We start from the raw sequence: 15736 nt of genomic DNA, 5'->3' as shown, positions 1-15736 counted from the left end.
CATTTTTCCGTCTGGTAATTCCCCCACCGCGCAACTGAACTGGTTTACGGCATTAATCTCCAAAGATCTCCGAGCTACGAAGTATTAATTCGAATTTCCGCTTTACGATCACTTGTGATACGGTTCAGTGTGCCCTAATGTAGTTCCGATGGTAAAGCGAATGGGTGACGCTGCAGAACTCAGTCCTGCCATTCCGACCAGAGTAAGTCAAGTATGCCGAGGTAATGCTTTTTGTATGAGTGCTACAGTAGTCCTGACTTGCGCAGTGAGTATCCCCGTTGTCCCGTTATCTAACGTTTATCTTGTTCTTAATAACGAATATAGTGTAATATATAAGAAAAGGAAGATCGGGTGGTATTCAGTGAGAAAATTCGCAAGAATTGGCAAATTTGTGGTCGTCAGTTTGGTGTCCTTTTCGTTGTCTCAAGCTCATGTCATGGAGGCGCATGCCAGCGAGACGACATCAGATTTGCACCAATCCGTCCGCGGTGAGAACACACCAACAACGGACTTCAAAACGATAGCAAAGTTACCTTACTCGACTCCCATCATCACTAGCCACAAAGCAGTCAATTTTGAAGTGCAGCCTTCAAGCCCTACAACGCCACCTACGACACCGCCTACAACGCCGCCTACAACGCCACCTACGACGCCACCTACGACACCACCTACGACACCACCTACGACACCACCTACGACACCACCTACGACACCACCTACGACACCACCTACGACACCACCTACGACACCACCTACGACACCGCCTACGACACCGCCTACGACACCGCCTACTACGTCGCATAACAAGTCACCTCACACGCCAAGCAATGTGAAGGGTGCGACAAGTCCAGTGACTGGTCTGCCCATAGATACGATTGCCATCGATGGCGGAGTCTTGGCAGCTGCCGGCGGGGGCTTGATGCTCTATGGCCGCCGCAAAAGGTCATCGCGAAAGTCTTCCAAAAAGGAGTAACAACTGTTCAAGTTGGGTTGGTATTTTCTTCTAGACCATTTTATTTGGATTTCAGCTGGGGATTGAGGTCATATGAAACTATACAACAACAGACACCATTCAAGACGCAGCATCTTCTTTTGGATCGGAAGTTTTCTCAGTCTAGCAGGTGTCTTGGTACTTAGCAGCATCCCATTCTTTTACTTTCGGTCTGCGATTGTCGGGAAGCACCTGTTACTGACGGCGCAGACCTTAGTCAGCAGTTCCAGTGCTAAGGAGAATTCAATAACTTCTAATGCGTACGCGGTTCCAACAATCTCTGCAGGACTGAATGTTCCGGTTTTTAACACTGGGCAGGTTATAGGCGAAGTCGTTGTACCGAACCTTTCGCTGCAGGCACCTTTAGTACAAGGTACAGGCCCGTCCCAACTCGAGTCGGCGGTTGGTCATCTCGTCACGAGCGTGATGCCTGGAAAACCTGGAACCACTCTAATTGCAGCTCACAATGCCACTTGGTTTCGACACATCAATCGCTTAAAAACCGGGGACGTAATCCAAGTGAAGACGACGTACGGGACTTTTAACTTCCAAGTTACAAGTTCAAAGGTGGTTAAAACGGGCGAGTCAGTTCGTAACAGTTCGGATTCTAGTATCGTCCTGGAAAGTTGCTACCCACTCAATGCACTGTATCTCACGCCGTACAGATTCCTTGTCTATGGAAAACTCGTTCACTTATCAAGCACAGCTGTCACAGTTGCGAACCCTGCTTCAGACACAAACTACTATGTCACCATTCCGCAAAAGATCGTTGACGAAGGATTGACGCTCAACACCAACACGCTGCCAATGGGCACACTCACCTATACAGGAAAACCGGCAAACTCCTTTACACAGAGCAACAATGCCTGGTCGGCAACTCATGCAATGATTGAATTATATCTAGGTTGGATACACGCTTCATCTGACAAAGACCTGACAGCCATCGATGCAATCGCCCCCAAGGTATCCGTGAATCCATTCTTTGGTGTCAAGCTGCCTCGAATCCAGTATTTCTCGGCGTATAACGTTGCGCTGCATGTGCAAGAAGAGCAGTTGATGTCAGCAACCAGCACCGTTCAAGTTGGCATCAACGGAAAGACGTACACCATTGTTCTTACGGCTCATGCTTATGGGCACAAGGTGAAATTGACACAGATTGAAATCAAGTAACGGACAGCAGCCTCTCTTTTCACATCAGTTGCTGTCAATCGGTTGCTTTTCATCAGTTGCTTTTCATCGCATGCTTTTCATCGGTTGAATACATGTGCAGAACACAGCAACTGCACGTTGCAAACAATCCCGCCTGCGCACTCTGCACGCAGGCGGGATTTTAGGTGCTCTCTCATTCCGATGCATTACTTAGCCGTGTCTGCTCCCCTTACCTTCCCTTAATCTTCGAGCGCGTCAATATCCTTGGCACACCCTGGTTGTTGCTGGTTGGCTGGCGAATCAAGACCTGCTTCATGCCGTTTGCCCACTTAAATGGAATCAGCGGCCACAGGTACGGTACGCCAAACGACTTTCGAGTTGCCAGATACACGAACTGTGAAACAAGTCCCACAGCAAATCCGATGTAGGAGAACCCAACCCAGTGTCCGATTTGCGTCCAGGCGAGAATCCACAACCGGCTCATCTGATTTGCCATTGAGATTTCGTACGACGGCATGGCAAATTGACAGGCGAGTACGAATGCCATATAAACGAGCACTTCCGGTTCCAACAGTCCGATTTTTGCAGCAAACTGGCTGAACACCATCGCAGCGACAATACTGACCATCGAAGCAATCGCTGGCGGTGTGTTCAGGACGGCCAGCTTCAAAACATCGAGCATGAATTCAGCGACTAACAGTTCCGCCCACAGTGGGAGCGGGCCGCCCATATTCGCTTGGAAAAAGCTGAGGGCCTTCGGCATGGTATTCGGATGAAAGTTCATCAACAGAAACAGTCCTGGAACGATGATGGTGATTAAATAAGCCACAAGGATGATCCACCTTGTGTATGTACCAACCATCGGATACGAGTGGTACTCCTGGGGATGCTGCAGCATCTGAAACAAGGTGATGGGTGCGATGATGACCTCCGGGCTTGTATCAACCACAATCACTACGTGGCCCTCCATCAGGGCCGTTGCTGCCACGTCGGGACGCTCCGTATATCTGACCATCGGATACGGATTCCACTTCACCTTTTGAATCAAGTCTGTCACGGACTGCTCCGCCATGATAATACTGTCGAAATCGATGTTCTTCAGTTTTGACCGGACGTTTTCAACGACCTTCGGGTCGGCAATTTCGTTAATGTACATCAGTGTACAGTCTGTTTTCGATCGCGATCCGATTTGCATCAACTCGGCCCTCAAGCTGGGATCACGGAGCCTGCGCCGGATGAGTGCAGTGTTCATCAGCATGGTTTCTGTGAAACCGTCATGCGGGCCACGGACAACACGCTCCACCAGAGGCGGTGAGATGCTGCGCATTGGATAGATACGGGTATCAATCAGCAGAGCCTGATCAAAACCCTCGATGAAGATGATAAACGGCCCGGACAAGATAAAGCGGACTACATCCTGCATCTTGGTGACGGGCTGCACCTGGACGAAGTTGACACGCGTGTTCAAGTACTCCATGAGTTCAGCAAGCGTGAAATTGCCGTTTGGCTGTGATGCCAAGAAACCTTGGATATTCTTCTGGAGGTCATCGAGAATCAGGACCATATTCATGGTTAGGAAGTAACCGTTCAAAACGTAGGACATCATCTTAAAGTTGCCGAACTCAAACGGTTTCGCCATGATGTCCCAGCTGTGTCCGTCACCTTGCCCGACACCAAGCAGATTGTTTAAGTAGTCGATGTTCTCGCTCAGTTCCCGGGATATTGGCGGCATGTCGTTTGTCTGATTCGTTTTTTCCTTTGTTGCCTGATGAGCCAAACTGCAACCTCCCCCTCCAATAAGCACTCGGGTATAGCGTTTCCCTAGATGAGGTCAGATATCCAACAAATCAAGGGAGAAGACCATCATGAGGGCCGCAATGATACAGGGTCTGCTGAACGATAAAACAGCGCGCTCACACGTCAACACAGACGCAAAAGGAGCACACCATCAAGTGTGCTCCATCACGAAATGCTATCTGGCGGAGTGAGAGGGATTCGAACCCTCGATACGGGTTTTGCCCGTATACTCGCTTAGCAGGCGAGCGCCTTCGACCTACTCGGCCATCACTCCATATGGTGGGCGTTGACGGGCTCGAACCGCCGACCCTCTGCTTGTAAGGCAGATGCTCTCCCAACTGAGCTAAACGCCCTCGTTCCATCAATCAAACCGACTGGAATTACGTCGAGATAAAATCCTTTCTCTCATTCATGATGACTATAAATGGAGCTCCCAATCGGATTTGAACCGATGACCTCATCCTTACCATGGATGCGCTCTGCCGACTGAGCTATGGGAGCACTGGCTCCCCGAGTAGGATTCGAACCTACGACCCTCCGGTTAACAGCCGGATGCTCTACCGCTGAGCTATCGAGGAATACCTGCCTGTTGTGAACCGGTCACAACAGGCGCTTGGTGGAGGTGAACGGATTCGAACCGATGACCCCCTGCGTGCAAGGCAGGTGCTCTCCCAGCTGAGCTACACCCCCAAGGCTCACTGCCCGAACGGTACAAGTACCATTCAGAACAGCTGTGGTCGGGTATGCAGGATTTGAACCTGCGACCTCCTGCTCCCAAGGCAGGCGCGCTACCAAGCTGCGCTAATACCCGATGTGGCGTGCCCGGAGAGATTCGAACTCCCGACCTCTTGATTCGTAGTCAAGCACTCTATCCAGCTGAGCTACGGGCACATGTGTTGCGGTTATAAACCGCGGATAAAACTGGCTGGGGAGGAAGGGATCGAACCTTCGCATGACGGAGTCAAAGTCCGTTGCCTTACCGCTTGGCTACTCCCCACTATGGGGTGAGTGATGGGAATCGAACCCACGTATGCCGGAATCACAATCCGGTGCGTTAACCCCTTCGCCACACTCACCATATTGGCAGGGGCGGCAGGATTCGAACCCACGACATGCGGTTTTGGAGACCGCCGTTCTACCAGCTGAACTACGCCCCTATGTCACATCCATGGTTGTCCATGAATGTTTTGTACATCAATTCTTTACGTTACTACTGGTGGAGGGGGAAGGATTCGAACCTTCGAAGCTTTCGCAACGGATTTACAGTCCGCCCCATTTGGCCACTTTGGTACCCCTCCAGAACTGGAGCCAGCGACAGGAATCGAACCTGCGACCTACTGATTACAAGTCAGTTGCTCTGCCTGCTGAGCTACGCTGGCGCAGCGACAGGAAATAACTTAACATATCCCGAAGTCTGTTGTCAACGGCACTTCGTTAATTTGTTTGATACAGTTTCTACCACTGAAATTCAAACAGTTTTGCGAGGAAACAGGCCGCTGCCAGGGTGCTTTTAAGGTATGCTGTCCATGCTTACCGTGGGCCGACTCACACCATGCGTGAACCGGCCCTGCTCTATCCCTATCAGTCGCCAGGATTGGTCTCAAAATTCAAATTCACATTACGCATTGGCGTGAATGTGGAAATCGCATGTTTATAGATGAGCTGTTGCTTTCCATCCGCATCCAACACAATCGTGAAGTTGTCGAATGCTTTGACGTTCCCACGAATCTGAAACCCGTTCACCAGGTACACGATAACAGGGATCTTGTCTTTTCGAATTTGGTTGAGAAAGGTATCCTGAATGTTCACGGGCTGTTTTGTCATGAACAAATCCTCCGCTCCTGTAAAATCACACGTTACCTCTATTCTCGGTCTGTTGTATTAATTCCTGCCGCAATCCTCGTGCCAAGTCGAAAATCCGAACTTTGTCTGCTTGGGCCACACCTCGGGTCTTGTCGACAGTCAGCCAGTCAATACGCTGATCTCTTCGAAACCAGGACAGCTGACGCTTTGCGAACCGCCGCGTGGCTTGTTGAATCTCCAAAACGGCATCCGGTAAGCTGATCTCCCCGCGAACAGCCCTTACCATCTCTTTATACCCGATGGCCTGCATAGATGCCAAATCTTCGCCGTAACCCAGTTCCAAAAGCGTCCGGACCTCGTCGTAAAGGCCCTGTTCCACCATTCTATCAACCCGCAGGTTGATCCGCTCGTAAAGGTCCTCCCTCGGCATTGTGAGGCCGATCAGAACCGTGTGGTAGCGCCCACCCTGCTGTCCCCAGTCGTAATCACTGGACATCAAGCGGCCTGTCCCCTCTACCACCTCAAGGGCACGAATTACGCGTCTGGTGTCGTTTGGATGGAGCATCAAGGCTCGTTGCTCATCCCTCTTGGCTAGCTCATCGTGCAGGCTCTTGGGCCCGTGTTCAGCGAGAAAGGCCTGCCACTTATCGCGAATCGCCCGCAGTTCCGGCTGCTCAGCAAAATCAAGGTCCTCCGTAATCGCTCGGATATAGAGGCCTGTACCCCCGACGACAATCGGCAGCTTCCCCTGCGCGTGGAGGCGCAAGATGGCCTCATCGGCCTGTTCCGTCCAGTCAGCCACAGAAAACGCAACATCCGGGTCCACGAGGTCTATCAGGTGGTGCGGCACCCCTTGCATCTCGTCTTTGCTGATTTTCGCGGTTCCGATATTCATTTGGCGGTACACCTGCATGGAATCGGCAGAGAGGACCTCGCCGCCAGCAGACAACGCCACCTCAATCCCGAGGTCGCTCTTCCCGGTGGCCGTCGGGCCGACAATGCAGAGTACAGGCAACTTTTGTGGCTTCTCTTCAGCAGTCACCAGCTTCCCCCCTTCCACCAGACACCGTATGCAAGCTTGGCCCTTGGCTTGTCCACTGTTAGGCCGAGCCTCCGAAACTCTCGTGACATCGGACGCTCCTTCACGATCACGCTCTGCCTCGCCACCCGCTTGGCCTCAGACATGGCTTCCATCGACAGCGGATCGGGATGCGTAAACATACGCAGGGCATCCATACCCGCAGAGCGGCCGAGAGACTCGGTGCGAAACATCGGATCGAAATAAACGACATCCGCAGAATCATCCGGCATACCGCGGAGCCAATCCAGGTGATGCATACCGACGAGCTCGATCCGTTCTGCCAACCCGGCGAGCTCGGAATAGGGCGCAAACCCGTGCGCCTTTGCGTAGCGAAATAGGTTGAACAGGACCGGCTCGACCTCGCAGGAAATGACCTGCCCCCCAGCCCCAACGGCGTGTGCCAGGGTAAGCGTGTCCGTCCCCCCGCCGAGGGTGGCATCGAGCACGGTCATGCCTGGTTCGATGCCGGCCGCCCGAACCAGCCGATCCGTTTCTCCTCGCAGCATGCCCTGAATCCTTAAAAATGCCATGCCAGGATGGAAGAAGATTGGGGCGTCCGGGGCTCTTTTTCGATACACCTTTGGAACCCCGTCTGCAACAACAACTGTCTCGACACCTTCGTCGGTACAGACCGCGAGGATACTCCGGTCATTTCGACGAACGACCGGGCAGTCAAACCAGCGTGACAGGTCGTCAGCGAGGTCCCTCTGCGCCTTCGTCTCCTTCCAAGGAGTCGTACAGACGATTCCTCGCAGCATCCCTTTTGTGCTTGGCTCGTTTGGCAACGGATACTCTTCAGACAATGCGCCGAAACTCCTTCTCTAGATCGCGGTTGGTCAAACGAATGAACACCGGTCGACCGTGAGGGCAGTGAAACGGATCGTCGAGCTGTGAAAACGCGTCAATGAGTGCCGTCATCTCCATCTCAGAAAGCCGGTGATTGGCCTTAATGGCAGCTTTGCACGCACGCATGATGATCCGCTCGCGCAGCGCAGTTTTCACGTCCATGGCGCGGGCGTCCTCCGACAGTGAGGACACGACATCCTCCGCCAAGGCCTCGTGGTTAAGGCCATCCCACACCAAAGGAATCGTCCGGAGAACAAAGGAGTAGCCGCCAAAAGGCTCAAACAACAGCCCCATTTCAGCTAAGACCTCGATATTCTGGGTCAGCACAGCCGCATTTCCTGGGCTCAGGTGATACGTCATGGGCGTCAACAGCGGGATGCTTCTCGCTTCCCGAGCCTCCATTTGCTTCGTAAAACGCTCGTACAAGACGCGCTCATGAGCTGCGTGTTGATCCATGATATAGAGGTCCTCACCGTCGTCAGCGAGGATGTACATGCCAAGCGCCTGTCCGATAGCGCGCAGGCGCCAGCCGTCCCGGGTTGGTGTCCGCTCGCTGTCGGTCGCGCTGAAATGGTCGGCGTTATCGACCGCTTCCGTGGCGACTCGGTGAGCGAGGATTGTGTCGATCTCGGTACCTTCCTGAGCGTTAATGGCTCCATTCTGCCCCGCGACTTCTTCCACAGCAGTCTCTCCAACTCCGACCGAGTAAGATTGGGGCGCTTTGGACAGCGATGCGGCCGCAAGCTCGGCCAGCCCATCCTGCTGCGACGAGACCTGTTGCTTGCCGTACATCGTCTCGAGGGCTTCTGAAGACACAGGACGGGTTCCTGAAGGATATTTTGGCCGCTCCTGCGACTGCCCTTGCGACTGCGGTTGTGGACGTGACTGCGGTTGCCCCTGCGGTTGCCCCTGCGGTTGCGGCTGCGGACGTGCCTGTGGCAAGATGCCCGACAAGCGTGCCTGCACGGTCTTCGCACCCACTCCCGAAGTGTATCCTGCAGAGCGTTCGTTCGCCTGCTGTGAAGCCGAATCACGGACGGCTGGTCCTTCGTTTGAAAACCTGGCGTCTGTGTTCGACAACCGGGCAGTCGGAACCAGAAATGCGTCGTCGAGTGCTTTCCGTACAAGCTGCTGAATCAACAGTGTCAGGTCACGCTCTTCGCTGAAGCGAACCTCTGACTTATGCGGGTGGATGTTGACATCTACCAACGTCGGATTGAGCTCGATATAGATGGCGTAAATCGGTTGCTTATTGACCATCAGCCGCTGACCGTAGCCTCCCGCAACCGCTTGATGAACGGCGATGTTCCGGATCGGACGTTGATTGACGAACAGGTTTGCATGTTGCCGGCTCGATCTCGCTTGTGTAGGCCGCCCAATGTAACCCGTCACGCGGTAATCGGGGGTCTCCCCTTCGACGCGCAGAAACTGTCCTGCTTCCCCAACACCGTACAGTGTTGCAAGAACGCTCTGCGGATTCCCGGTTCCTGCCGTCTGAAAGACCACGTGATCATCCACTTCAACCCTGACGCGGACATCAGGGCGACTGAGCGCTGCCTTTTGTACGACCTCGACGCAGCGAGCTTGTTCCGTCTGGACTGTGCGCAGGTATTTCAGTCGCGCAGGAGTGTTGTAAAACAGGTCCCTCACTTCAATCACCGTACCGACCGGCATGCCGACTGGCTCGACAGGCCGGGTGACTGCGCTGCCTTCAACAGAGATGCTGCAGCCTTGCTCGCTTGTTTGCATGCGACTCTGAAGCGTGACACGGGCGACGGCTGAGATGGATGCGAGTGCCTCACCGCGAAACCCAAGGGTTCCAATCCGAAACAGGTCGCGGGACGACTTGACTTTGCTCGTGGCGTGTCTTGCGAAGGCCAGGCGAAGGTCATCTTCATCCATGCCGTGCCCGTCATCCTGAACCCGGATCCGCTTAATGCCTCCTTCCTCGAGTTGCACGATGATGGACTTCGCCCCTGCGTCAAGACTGTTTTCAACGAGTTCTTTCACACAGGATGCAGGCCGCTCTACCACCTCACCTGCAGCAATCTGGTTGGCTAATGCCTCAGACATTACTTGGATTTGGCCCATGATGTCACCTCCCTGACGGCACGCACGACTTTATCGAGCTCCGAAATGGCTTCAATCGGGGTCATCTGTTCCACGCGCAGTTTACTGACGGTTTGCAGCCAGTCGAAGACCTCTGGGTCTACGTGGGGCTTTTGTGACGGAGGCTCAAACGCTGCGGCGGCTTCCCGCACGGATACGTCCTCCTCCAGTTCAGCTTGCAAGCGAACCGCTTCCCGTTCACGCTTTGCGAGAATCTCAGTCGCGCGCTTGATGACTGGCGACGGGACACCCGCCAATTTCGCAACCTGAATGCCGTAGCTCTTGTCAGCCGGTCTATGTACGACAGCGTGCAGGAATGTCACGCCATCGTCCGTTTCTTTCACGGCCACAGAGAAGTTCTCCACACGCGGTAATGCTTGTGCCTGCTCCGTCAATTCATGGTAATGCGTGGCGAACAAGGTGAGGGGGTTTCGCCCTGGCATTAAGAGCGCCTCCATCACCGCCTCTGCAAGGCTCATACCGTCGTACGTGCTTGTCCCCCGCCCAATTTCATCAAGGAGCACCAGACTCTTTGGCGTTGCCTGACGCAAAATCTGCGCCAGTTCCACCATCTCGACCATGAACGTGCTCTGCCCGGCACCGAGATCGTCCGACGCACCAATCCGGGTAAACACTCGGTCGACAACACCGATATGAGCGGATTCTGCAGGGACGAACGATCCGATCTGGGCCATCAACACAATCAGTGCAACCTGCCGCATATAGGTGCTCTTTCCGGCCATGTTCGGGCCAGTCAGCAGAATGAAATCACAGCTTGTCCCAAGCTCGACACTGTTTGGGACGAACGACATCGGTGCCGCCGCCTCGACCATCGGGTGACGGCCGTTTTGAATGACAATACCGCGTTCCGAGGCGACAGTGGGTCTGGTGTAGCCGTATTCTACCGCGACCGCAGCGAGGGCTGCGAGGGCATCGAGCTCAGCAAGCCGCTCGGCAGTCTGCTGAATCTGTGCAATCATACCCGCGACTTCATCCCGCAAGACCGTAAAGAGCTCGTATTCGCGCGCAAGGGCACGTTCTTCAGCATGGAGAATCTGGTCCTCGCGCTCCTTCAGAACAGGCAGGGTGTAGCGTTCTGCAGAGGCAAGGGTTTGTTTCCGCTCGTACTCTTGCGGCACCAGGTGAGTTCCTGTTTTTGAGACCTCCACGTAGTACCCAAACACCTTGTTGTATCCTACTTTGAGTGTGCGGATGCCTGTTCGGTCTTTCTCCTGTTGTTCAAACTCCGCCAGCCACTGTTTCCCGTCTACGTGCATCCCGCGCAGAACGTCGAGTTCTGCATCGATTCCTTCGCGAATCATGCCGCCGTCGTGGACCGAGATCGACGGCTGATCGACAAGCGTCGCAAGCAACTTGTCTGCGAGCTCCGACAGATCTGGCATGCCGTTGGAGAGCCTTTGCAGCAACGGAACAGGAGTGCCCGCCAGGCACTGCTTCACGCCTTTGACACAAGACAGACTCTGTGCGATGGCAACGAGATCGCGCGCGTTGGCAGAACCGAAGCCAACTTTGCCGATCAGCCGTTCAAGGTCATACACCCGCGCAAACCACTCCTCAAGCTCTGCGCGCACAAACAGTTCGTCGCCAAGCCAACCCACGGCATCGAGCCGCTCGTTGATCTCGCCGACAGATATCAGCGGTTGCTCAATAAATCTCCGCATGCGGCGGGATCCCATAGCTGTCTTGGTTCGATCTAGCAGCCCGAACAGCGATCCCTTTTTCTGCCGCGTACGCTGCGTCTCGAGCAGTTCGAGATTGCGCTTGGCGACGACATCGAGAAAGACGTGACCGGATCGCTGAAAACTTTGCGGAGACTTTAGGTGACTCAGCACCTGCCGCTGGGTATCCTCGAGATAGGAGAGCAGCCTTCCGACTGCGGATGTTTCGGCTGAGTTCTCTTCGAGCCCGAGAGATTCAATATGTAGGACTCCATACTGACGCGTGATACAAAGCAGTTCTTGTTTGCTTTTGCTCGAACTGTGAGGGACCCTCGACATCCGCGATCCGGACTCCTTCGTCCACGCCTCGATACCCGGAGCAAGCCCATCCTCTGCCTCTGAAGTAAGCACCTCTCGCGGTGCAAACGTGGTGAGCGCCTCCAGAAGTGCTTGTTCGTCACTCACGGAGCCGTACCAAACTTCACCCGTACCCACATCGACAAAAGCGATGCCCGTCAGAAGGCCTGTCTGCGATACAGCGCAGAGAAAGCGACTCTCTGCATCGCCGTCTTTAACGTAAGTTCCGGGAGTCACAACCTGAATAACCTCTCGCTTGACGAGGCCCTTGGCCGCCTTCGGGTCTTCGACCTGCTCGCAAATCGCGACGCAATAGCCGTTGTCAATCAGGCGCCCGATGTACTGTTCTGCGGCGTGGTGCGGCACACCACACATCGGAACACGGCCCTGCTCGCCGGCGTCTCGGCCTGTCAGAGTAATCTCAAGGACCTTGCTGGCAGTGACTGCATCTTCGAAAAACAGTTCATAAAAGTCACCAAGCCGGAACATCAAGAGCGCATCCGGATGGGATTGCTTGATATCAAGGTATTGTTGCATCATCGGTGTCAAAGCCAACGAACGTCACCACCAAATCGAGTCATTCAAACCAATCATCGTCAATGCGTCACTTTAAGCGGTACGGTAGGCGTACTTTCAGCTGCACTGTCAATACCTGCAATACACGCGCAACATCCCCATCAATCGACAAAAGTGAGGCTGATACAATCAAGGGCGCCGATTTGGCGCCCCGAATCGTCTACTTCTCTAGTCCCGCTCTCCGCAGTTACAACCGTTGCCGTCGGGTCCCTTACCGCAACCCTCACGAGGGCCAAACTCCACCGGCAAGCCTTTTGATAAACGGTCCATCAAAATGCTCATCAAGTCCTGCATCATTTCATTCAGTTCTTCCTGTGCAGTCTTATACTGCATTGCGACAGGAATCTCCGACAGTTGCATTTCCAGCGCCTGAATCTCCTGATTGAGTTCATTCAATTTCGGATGACTCGTACCGACGACTTGCTCGAGACCAAGTTTGTTATTGGTTTTTAGCTTCAGGTCTTCAAACAAGGTCTGCGCCTTCCGGTTTTGTTCCATCTTCGACTTGGCTTGCCAAAAGCGACGGGCAGGGTCGCTCTTTGCAATGGTCTGTCCAATGGCTTCGGCTTTAATCAAAAGTTCATCTCGACTCATGCTAGTGCCTCCTTTGACTCTGAATTTGTCGTGGCTTGATTTATCGTTGCATCCCGCTCATCCATTGCCCTTCTATCACTGCCATCCATTACCCTTCTATCACTGCCATCTGGCAAAACCCCTTCAATCACACCGTACAGGGTCCATGTCTTCGGCTCAGTAATACGCACTCGAACTAATTTCCCTGTTAAGGTCATGGGGCCTTCGAACAGGACCAGCTTGTTGGTGTCCGTACGGCCTGCAAGTACGTTCGGGTTGGTTTTGCTCTGTCCTTCAACCAGCACATTGAGACTTTCACCAAGCAGTTTTTGATTCATTTCGTTGCTGATGGCGTATTGTCTTTCGTTCAGCCGGAGCAGTCGTTGCTTTTTGGCCTCGGCTGAGATATCGTCCGCAAAGCTTGCTGCAGGCGTATGCTCGCGCGGTGAATAGATAAAAGTAAAGGCATTGTCGTAGCGTACGGTCTCAATCAGGTTGAGCGTTTCGAGAAACTCTTCTTCCGTCTCGCCGGGAAAGCCGACAATGATGTCCGTTGTCAGGCATACGCCTGGGATTTTCGCACGAATCTTGTTCACAAGTTCCAAATAATACTCTCTCGTATGCGTGCGGTTCATCCGTTTAAGCACCGTGTTGTTGCCGGATTGAACGGGCAGGTGAATATGAGGAACCACCTTGTCGCACTCTGCGATTGTGTCAATTAACTCGTCCGTAAAGTTCCACGGGTTCGAGGTGGTAAAACGAATACGGTACAGCCCGTCGATCTCGTTGACCTGCCGAAGCAGGTTTGCAAACGAGACAGTGCCAAGGTCGACGCCGTAATCATTCACGTTTTGCCCAAGCAAAGTGACTTCGCGGACACCATCAGCGACCAAAGCCTGAATCTCACGAATGACGTCCTCCGGCAAACGGCTGCGCTCACGCCCGCGCGTGTACGGAACAATGCAGTAGGTGCAGTACTTGTTGCAACCGTATTGGACGTTGATCCAGGCCCGCATGGTATCCTTGCGCGATCTCGGTACAGCCTCCACCGTCTCTGCAGCCTTGTCCCAGACCTCAAGCACCGTTTCTTGACTGGCCCGAGCGCGAAACACAAGTTCGGGTAAGCGATGAATATTGTGCGTGCCAAACACGACGTCCACCCAAGGAAACTTATCGAGGACGAGTTTTTGCACACCCTCCTCTTGCGCCATGCATCCGCATAGTCCAATTAGGAGCTCTGGATTGCGGTATTTGAGCGGACGCAAGCGACCCACCTCACCAAATACCTTGTCTTCGGCGTTTTCTCGCACAGCACAAGTGTTAAAGAGGATGAAGTCTGCTTCCTCGTCTGTCGCAGCAGGTTTATAACCCATCGCTTCAAGAAGTCCCGCCATCGTCTCAGTGTCGTGTTCGTTCATCTGACATCCGTAGGTCTTGATTAGGTAACGATAAGGCAACCCGGATGCCTTCTTGCCCATCTGGTATTCTTTGGTGAGTATATCGGGATCGAACAAAACACGTTCGACAGGATTCGGTCTATGTGTACCAAACGTTAACCCTGCGCCGGGGACAAGCCGTCCCTCGCGAAGTTGCTGGATTCGGTTCTCCACGCTGACTGACCTCACTTTCACTTTCAAACGTCTCTATTATAAAGGATCAGACGACATAATAACGACGCCAAATGTTGCTGTCCTCTATCATAACACAGCCCTTATGCAGACCGTTATCCAGCGCTCCACGACGAACGACGGGAACGTACAAGCGCATCGTTCAGCCTGATATTCAATCTCCATCTCACCTTTTAAGCTAAATCTCCATTAAGCCAATTCTCCATCTCACCCTTTAAGCCAAATCTCCATCTCACCCTTTAAGGAAACAACTGCCGGGCCGCCCACGTACACAGCATCTGAACCATGATTGAGACCCTGTTCGATGTGTGCTTCGATGAGACTGTTTCGACCGATTTCATACCCCTGCTCGAAGATCACGTGTTGCCCGTAAGCAACCTGTCCATTCTTTCGGAGCAACGCCGTGAGTGCCCCGGTTGCCGTTCCTGTTGCAGGGTCTTCTGGAATGCCGAGCGCGGGAGAAAAGTCCCTGGCGTGAAAGTCACTTTGCTCATCGACTGTTTCACGCGTGTACACGTGTGTGCTTGCGACTTGGAGGGTCTTATTCCATTCTGCGAGTCGGGCAAAATCCGGTTGCAGCTGCTCCATCACTGCTAGCGATCGCACCGGAACAAACAGGTCCCACAACCCGGTCGAACTGATGCCAAGGGGCAGAGAAAAATCGAAGTCCTCGGGTCGAATTCCCAGAAACTGAGCGAGGACAGCGACATCGATGTCTGCCTCCCGAAACATGGGGGCAGCCTGTCCCATTTCAGCCCAAGGGACACTATCCTTCCAAGACAACGAAATGGGCAGTACACCGACGCGCGTCTCAACCTGGACAGAAGTCTGCAGATCGCGATTCCCAAAGCGTCCGGCGGAGAACAAACCGCACATCGAACCAATTGTAGCGTGGCCGCACAGGTCAACCTCTACCTGCGGTGTAAAGTAACGTAAACGTAAGTCTGCGTTCGTGCCTGGCGACGGCGGCAGCACAAATGCGGTTTCCGACGCATTTAATTCTGCCGCAATCGACTGCATCTGTTGATCTGTGAGTCCGGTTGCATCCGGAACAACCCCCGCTACGTTGCCGCCAAACATCCGTGTTGTAAACGCATCGACCAGCCAAACTGCTTTCCCCATGTCTGTGCCCCCTTCTTTATTTGTA

Annotated in this window: 11 protein-coding genes and 12 tRNA genes; 1 reads left to right on the top strand and 22 read right to left on the bottom strand. The window is 53.6% G+C overall.

Translation table 11 applies throughout. The features are described from left to right. Positions 1-534: 534 nt before the first annotated feature. Positions 535-807 carry a hypothetical protein gene (locus AN477_RS25155; protein ID WP_054971437.1) on the bottom strand — a complete coding sequence of 91 codons (273 nt, stop codon included), beginning with the start codon at positions 805-807 and terminating at the stop codon, positions 535-537. Positions 808-1045: 238 nt separating this feature from the next. Between AN477_RS25155 and AN477_RS22660 the strand changes: the two genes are divergently transcribed. Further along, on the top strand, positions 1046-2161 hold the full coding sequence (locus AN477_RS22660) for a class D sortase (RefSeq protein ID WP_054971436.1): 1116 nt from the start codon (positions 1046-1048) through the stop codon (positions 2159-2161). A gap of 208 nt (positions 2162-2369) precedes the next feature. On the opposite strand, the gene AN477_RS22655 is transcribed toward AN477_RS22660, so the two are convergent. The 21 genes from AN477_RS22655 to AN477_RS22555 all read right to left on the bottom strand — a co-directional run bounded on the left by AN477_RS22655 (position 2370) and on the right by AN477_RS22555 (position 15711). Next, positions 2370-3917: a spore germination protein gene (locus AN477_RS22655; protein ID WP_245631938.1), complete on the bottom strand. Its 1548-nt coding sequence runs from the start codon at positions 3915-3917 to the stop codon at positions 2370-2372. Between the two features lie 200 nt (positions 3918-4117). Next, a tRNA-Ser gene (locus tag AN477_RS22650) sits at positions 4118-4211 on the bottom strand. 3 nt (positions 4212-4214) lie between these two features. Beyond that, positions 4215-4290 (bottom strand) — tRNA-Val (locus AN477_RS22645). Positions 4291-4362: 72 nt separating this feature from the next. Continuing rightward, positions 4363-4438, bottom strand: a tRNA-Thr gene (locus AN477_RS22640). 2 nt (positions 4439-4440) lie between these two features. After that, positions 4441-4515 (bottom strand) — tRNA-Asn (locus AN477_RS22635). Between the two features lie 36 nt (positions 4516-4551). Then, positions 4552-4627, bottom strand: a tRNA-Ala gene (locus tag AN477_RS22630). Between the two features lie 44 nt (positions 4628-4671). Beyond that, positions 4672-4748 (bottom strand) — tRNA-Pro (locus AN477_RS22625). Positions 4749-4751: 3 nt separating this feature from the next. After that, a tRNA-Arg gene (locus AN477_RS22620) sits at positions 4752-4828 on the bottom strand. 31 nt (positions 4829-4859) lie between these two features. Next, positions 4860-4934, bottom strand: a tRNA-Gln gene (locus AN477_RS22615). Between the two features lie 3 nt (positions 4935-4937). After that, a tRNA-His gene (locus AN477_RS22610) sits at positions 4938-5013 on the bottom strand. 5 nt (positions 5014-5018) lie between these two features. Further along, positions 5019-5094: transfer RNA gene (locus tag AN477_RS22605), tRNA-Trp, on the bottom strand. 57 nt (positions 5095-5151) lie between these two features. Further along, a tRNA-Tyr gene (locus tag AN477_RS22600) sits at positions 5152-5235 on the bottom strand. Between the two features lie 5 nt (positions 5236-5240). Further along, positions 5241-5316 (bottom strand) — tRNA-Thr (locus AN477_RS22595). 202 nt (positions 5317-5518) lie between these two features. Beyond that, positions 5519-5761: an RNA chaperone Hfq gene (gene hfq / locus AN477_RS22590; RefSeq protein WP_054971435.1), complete on the bottom strand. Its 243-nt coding sequence runs from the start codon at positions 5759-5761 to the stop codon at positions 5519-5521. 25 nt (positions 5762-5786) lie between these two features. Then, the gene (gene miaA / locus AN477_RS22585; RefSeq protein WP_083486587.1) at positions 5787-6782 is read right to left on the bottom strand and encodes a tRNA (adenosine(37)-N6)-dimethylallyltransferase MiaA; all 996 of its coding nucleotides are present in this window, start codon (positions 6780-6782) and stop codon (positions 5787-5789) included. Beyond that, entirely contained in the window at positions 6779-7624 is an 846-nt protein-coding gene (locus tag AN477_RS22580; RefSeq protein ID WP_054971434.1) for a class I SAM-dependent methyltransferase, read from the bottom strand. The genes miaA and AN477_RS22580 overlap by 4 nt, the downstream gene beginning before the upstream one ends. Beyond that, positions 7617-9758, bottom strand: a complete 2142-nt coding sequence (gene mutL / locus AN477_RS22575) for a DNA mismatch repair endonuclease MutL (protein WP_054971433.1) — start codon at positions 9756-9758, stop codon at positions 7617-7619. The genes AN477_RS22580 and mutL overlap by 8 nt, the downstream gene beginning before the upstream one ends. Next, positions 9740-12367, bottom strand: a complete 2628-nt coding sequence (gene mutS / locus AN477_RS22570; protein WP_054971432.1) for a DNA mismatch repair protein MutS — start codon at positions 12365-12367, stop codon at positions 9740-9742. Before mutS ends, mutL begins: the two co-directional genes overlap by 19 nt. 189 nt (positions 12368-12556) lie before the next feature. After that, positions 12557-12982, bottom strand: a complete 426-nt coding sequence (locus AN477_RS22565; RefSeq protein WP_054971431.1) for a YlbF/YmcA family competence regulator — start codon at positions 12980-12982, stop codon at positions 12557-12559. Then, positions 12979-14571 carry a tRNA (N6-isopentenyl adenosine(37)-C2)-methylthiotransferase MiaB gene (gene miaB / locus AN477_RS22560; RefSeq protein ID WP_083486586.1) on the bottom strand — a complete coding sequence of 531 codons (1593 nt, stop codon included), beginning with the start codon at positions 14569-14571 and terminating at the stop codon, positions 12979-12981. Before miaB ends, AN477_RS22565 begins: the two co-directional genes overlap by 4 nt. 225 nt (positions 14572-14796) lie before the next feature. After that, the gene (locus AN477_RS22555) at positions 14797-15711 is read right to left on the bottom strand and encodes a PhzF family phenazine biosynthesis protein (RefSeq protein ID WP_054971430.1); all 915 of its coding nucleotides are present in this window, start codon (positions 15709-15711) and stop codon (positions 14797-14799) included. Between the last annotated feature and the right edge of the window lie 25 nt (positions 15712-15736).

Source organism: Paenalicyclobacillus ferrooxydans (genome assembly GCF_001399675.1).
Lineage (GTDB): Bacteria > Bacillota > Bacilli > Alicyclobacillales > Alicyclobacillaceae > Alicyclobacillus_B > Alicyclobacillus_B ferrooxydans.
Note: the sequence above shows the minus strand (reverse complement) of the source record. Positions and strands in the feature narration are given on the sequence as shown.

Coding starts and splice junctions, on each gene's coding strand:
- AN477_RS22660 (WP_054971436.1), top strand. CDS start 1,046: ATGAAACTATACAACAACAGACACCATTCAAGACGCAGCATCTTCTTT.
- hfq (WP_054971435.1), bottom strand. CDS start 5,761: ATGACAAAACAGCCCGTGAACATTCAGGATACCTTTCTCAACCAAATT.
- mutL (WP_054971433.1), bottom strand. CDS start 9,758: ATGGGCCAAATCCAAGTAATGTCTGAGGCATTAGCCAACCAGATTGCT.
- AN477_RS22565 (WP_054971431.1), bottom strand. CDS start 12,982: ATGAGTCGAGATGAACTTTTGATTAAAGCCGAAGCCATTGGACAGACC.
- AN477_RS22555 (WP_054971430.1), bottom strand. CDS start 15,711: ATGGGGAAAGCAGTTTGGCTGGTCGATGCGTTTACAACACGGATGTTT.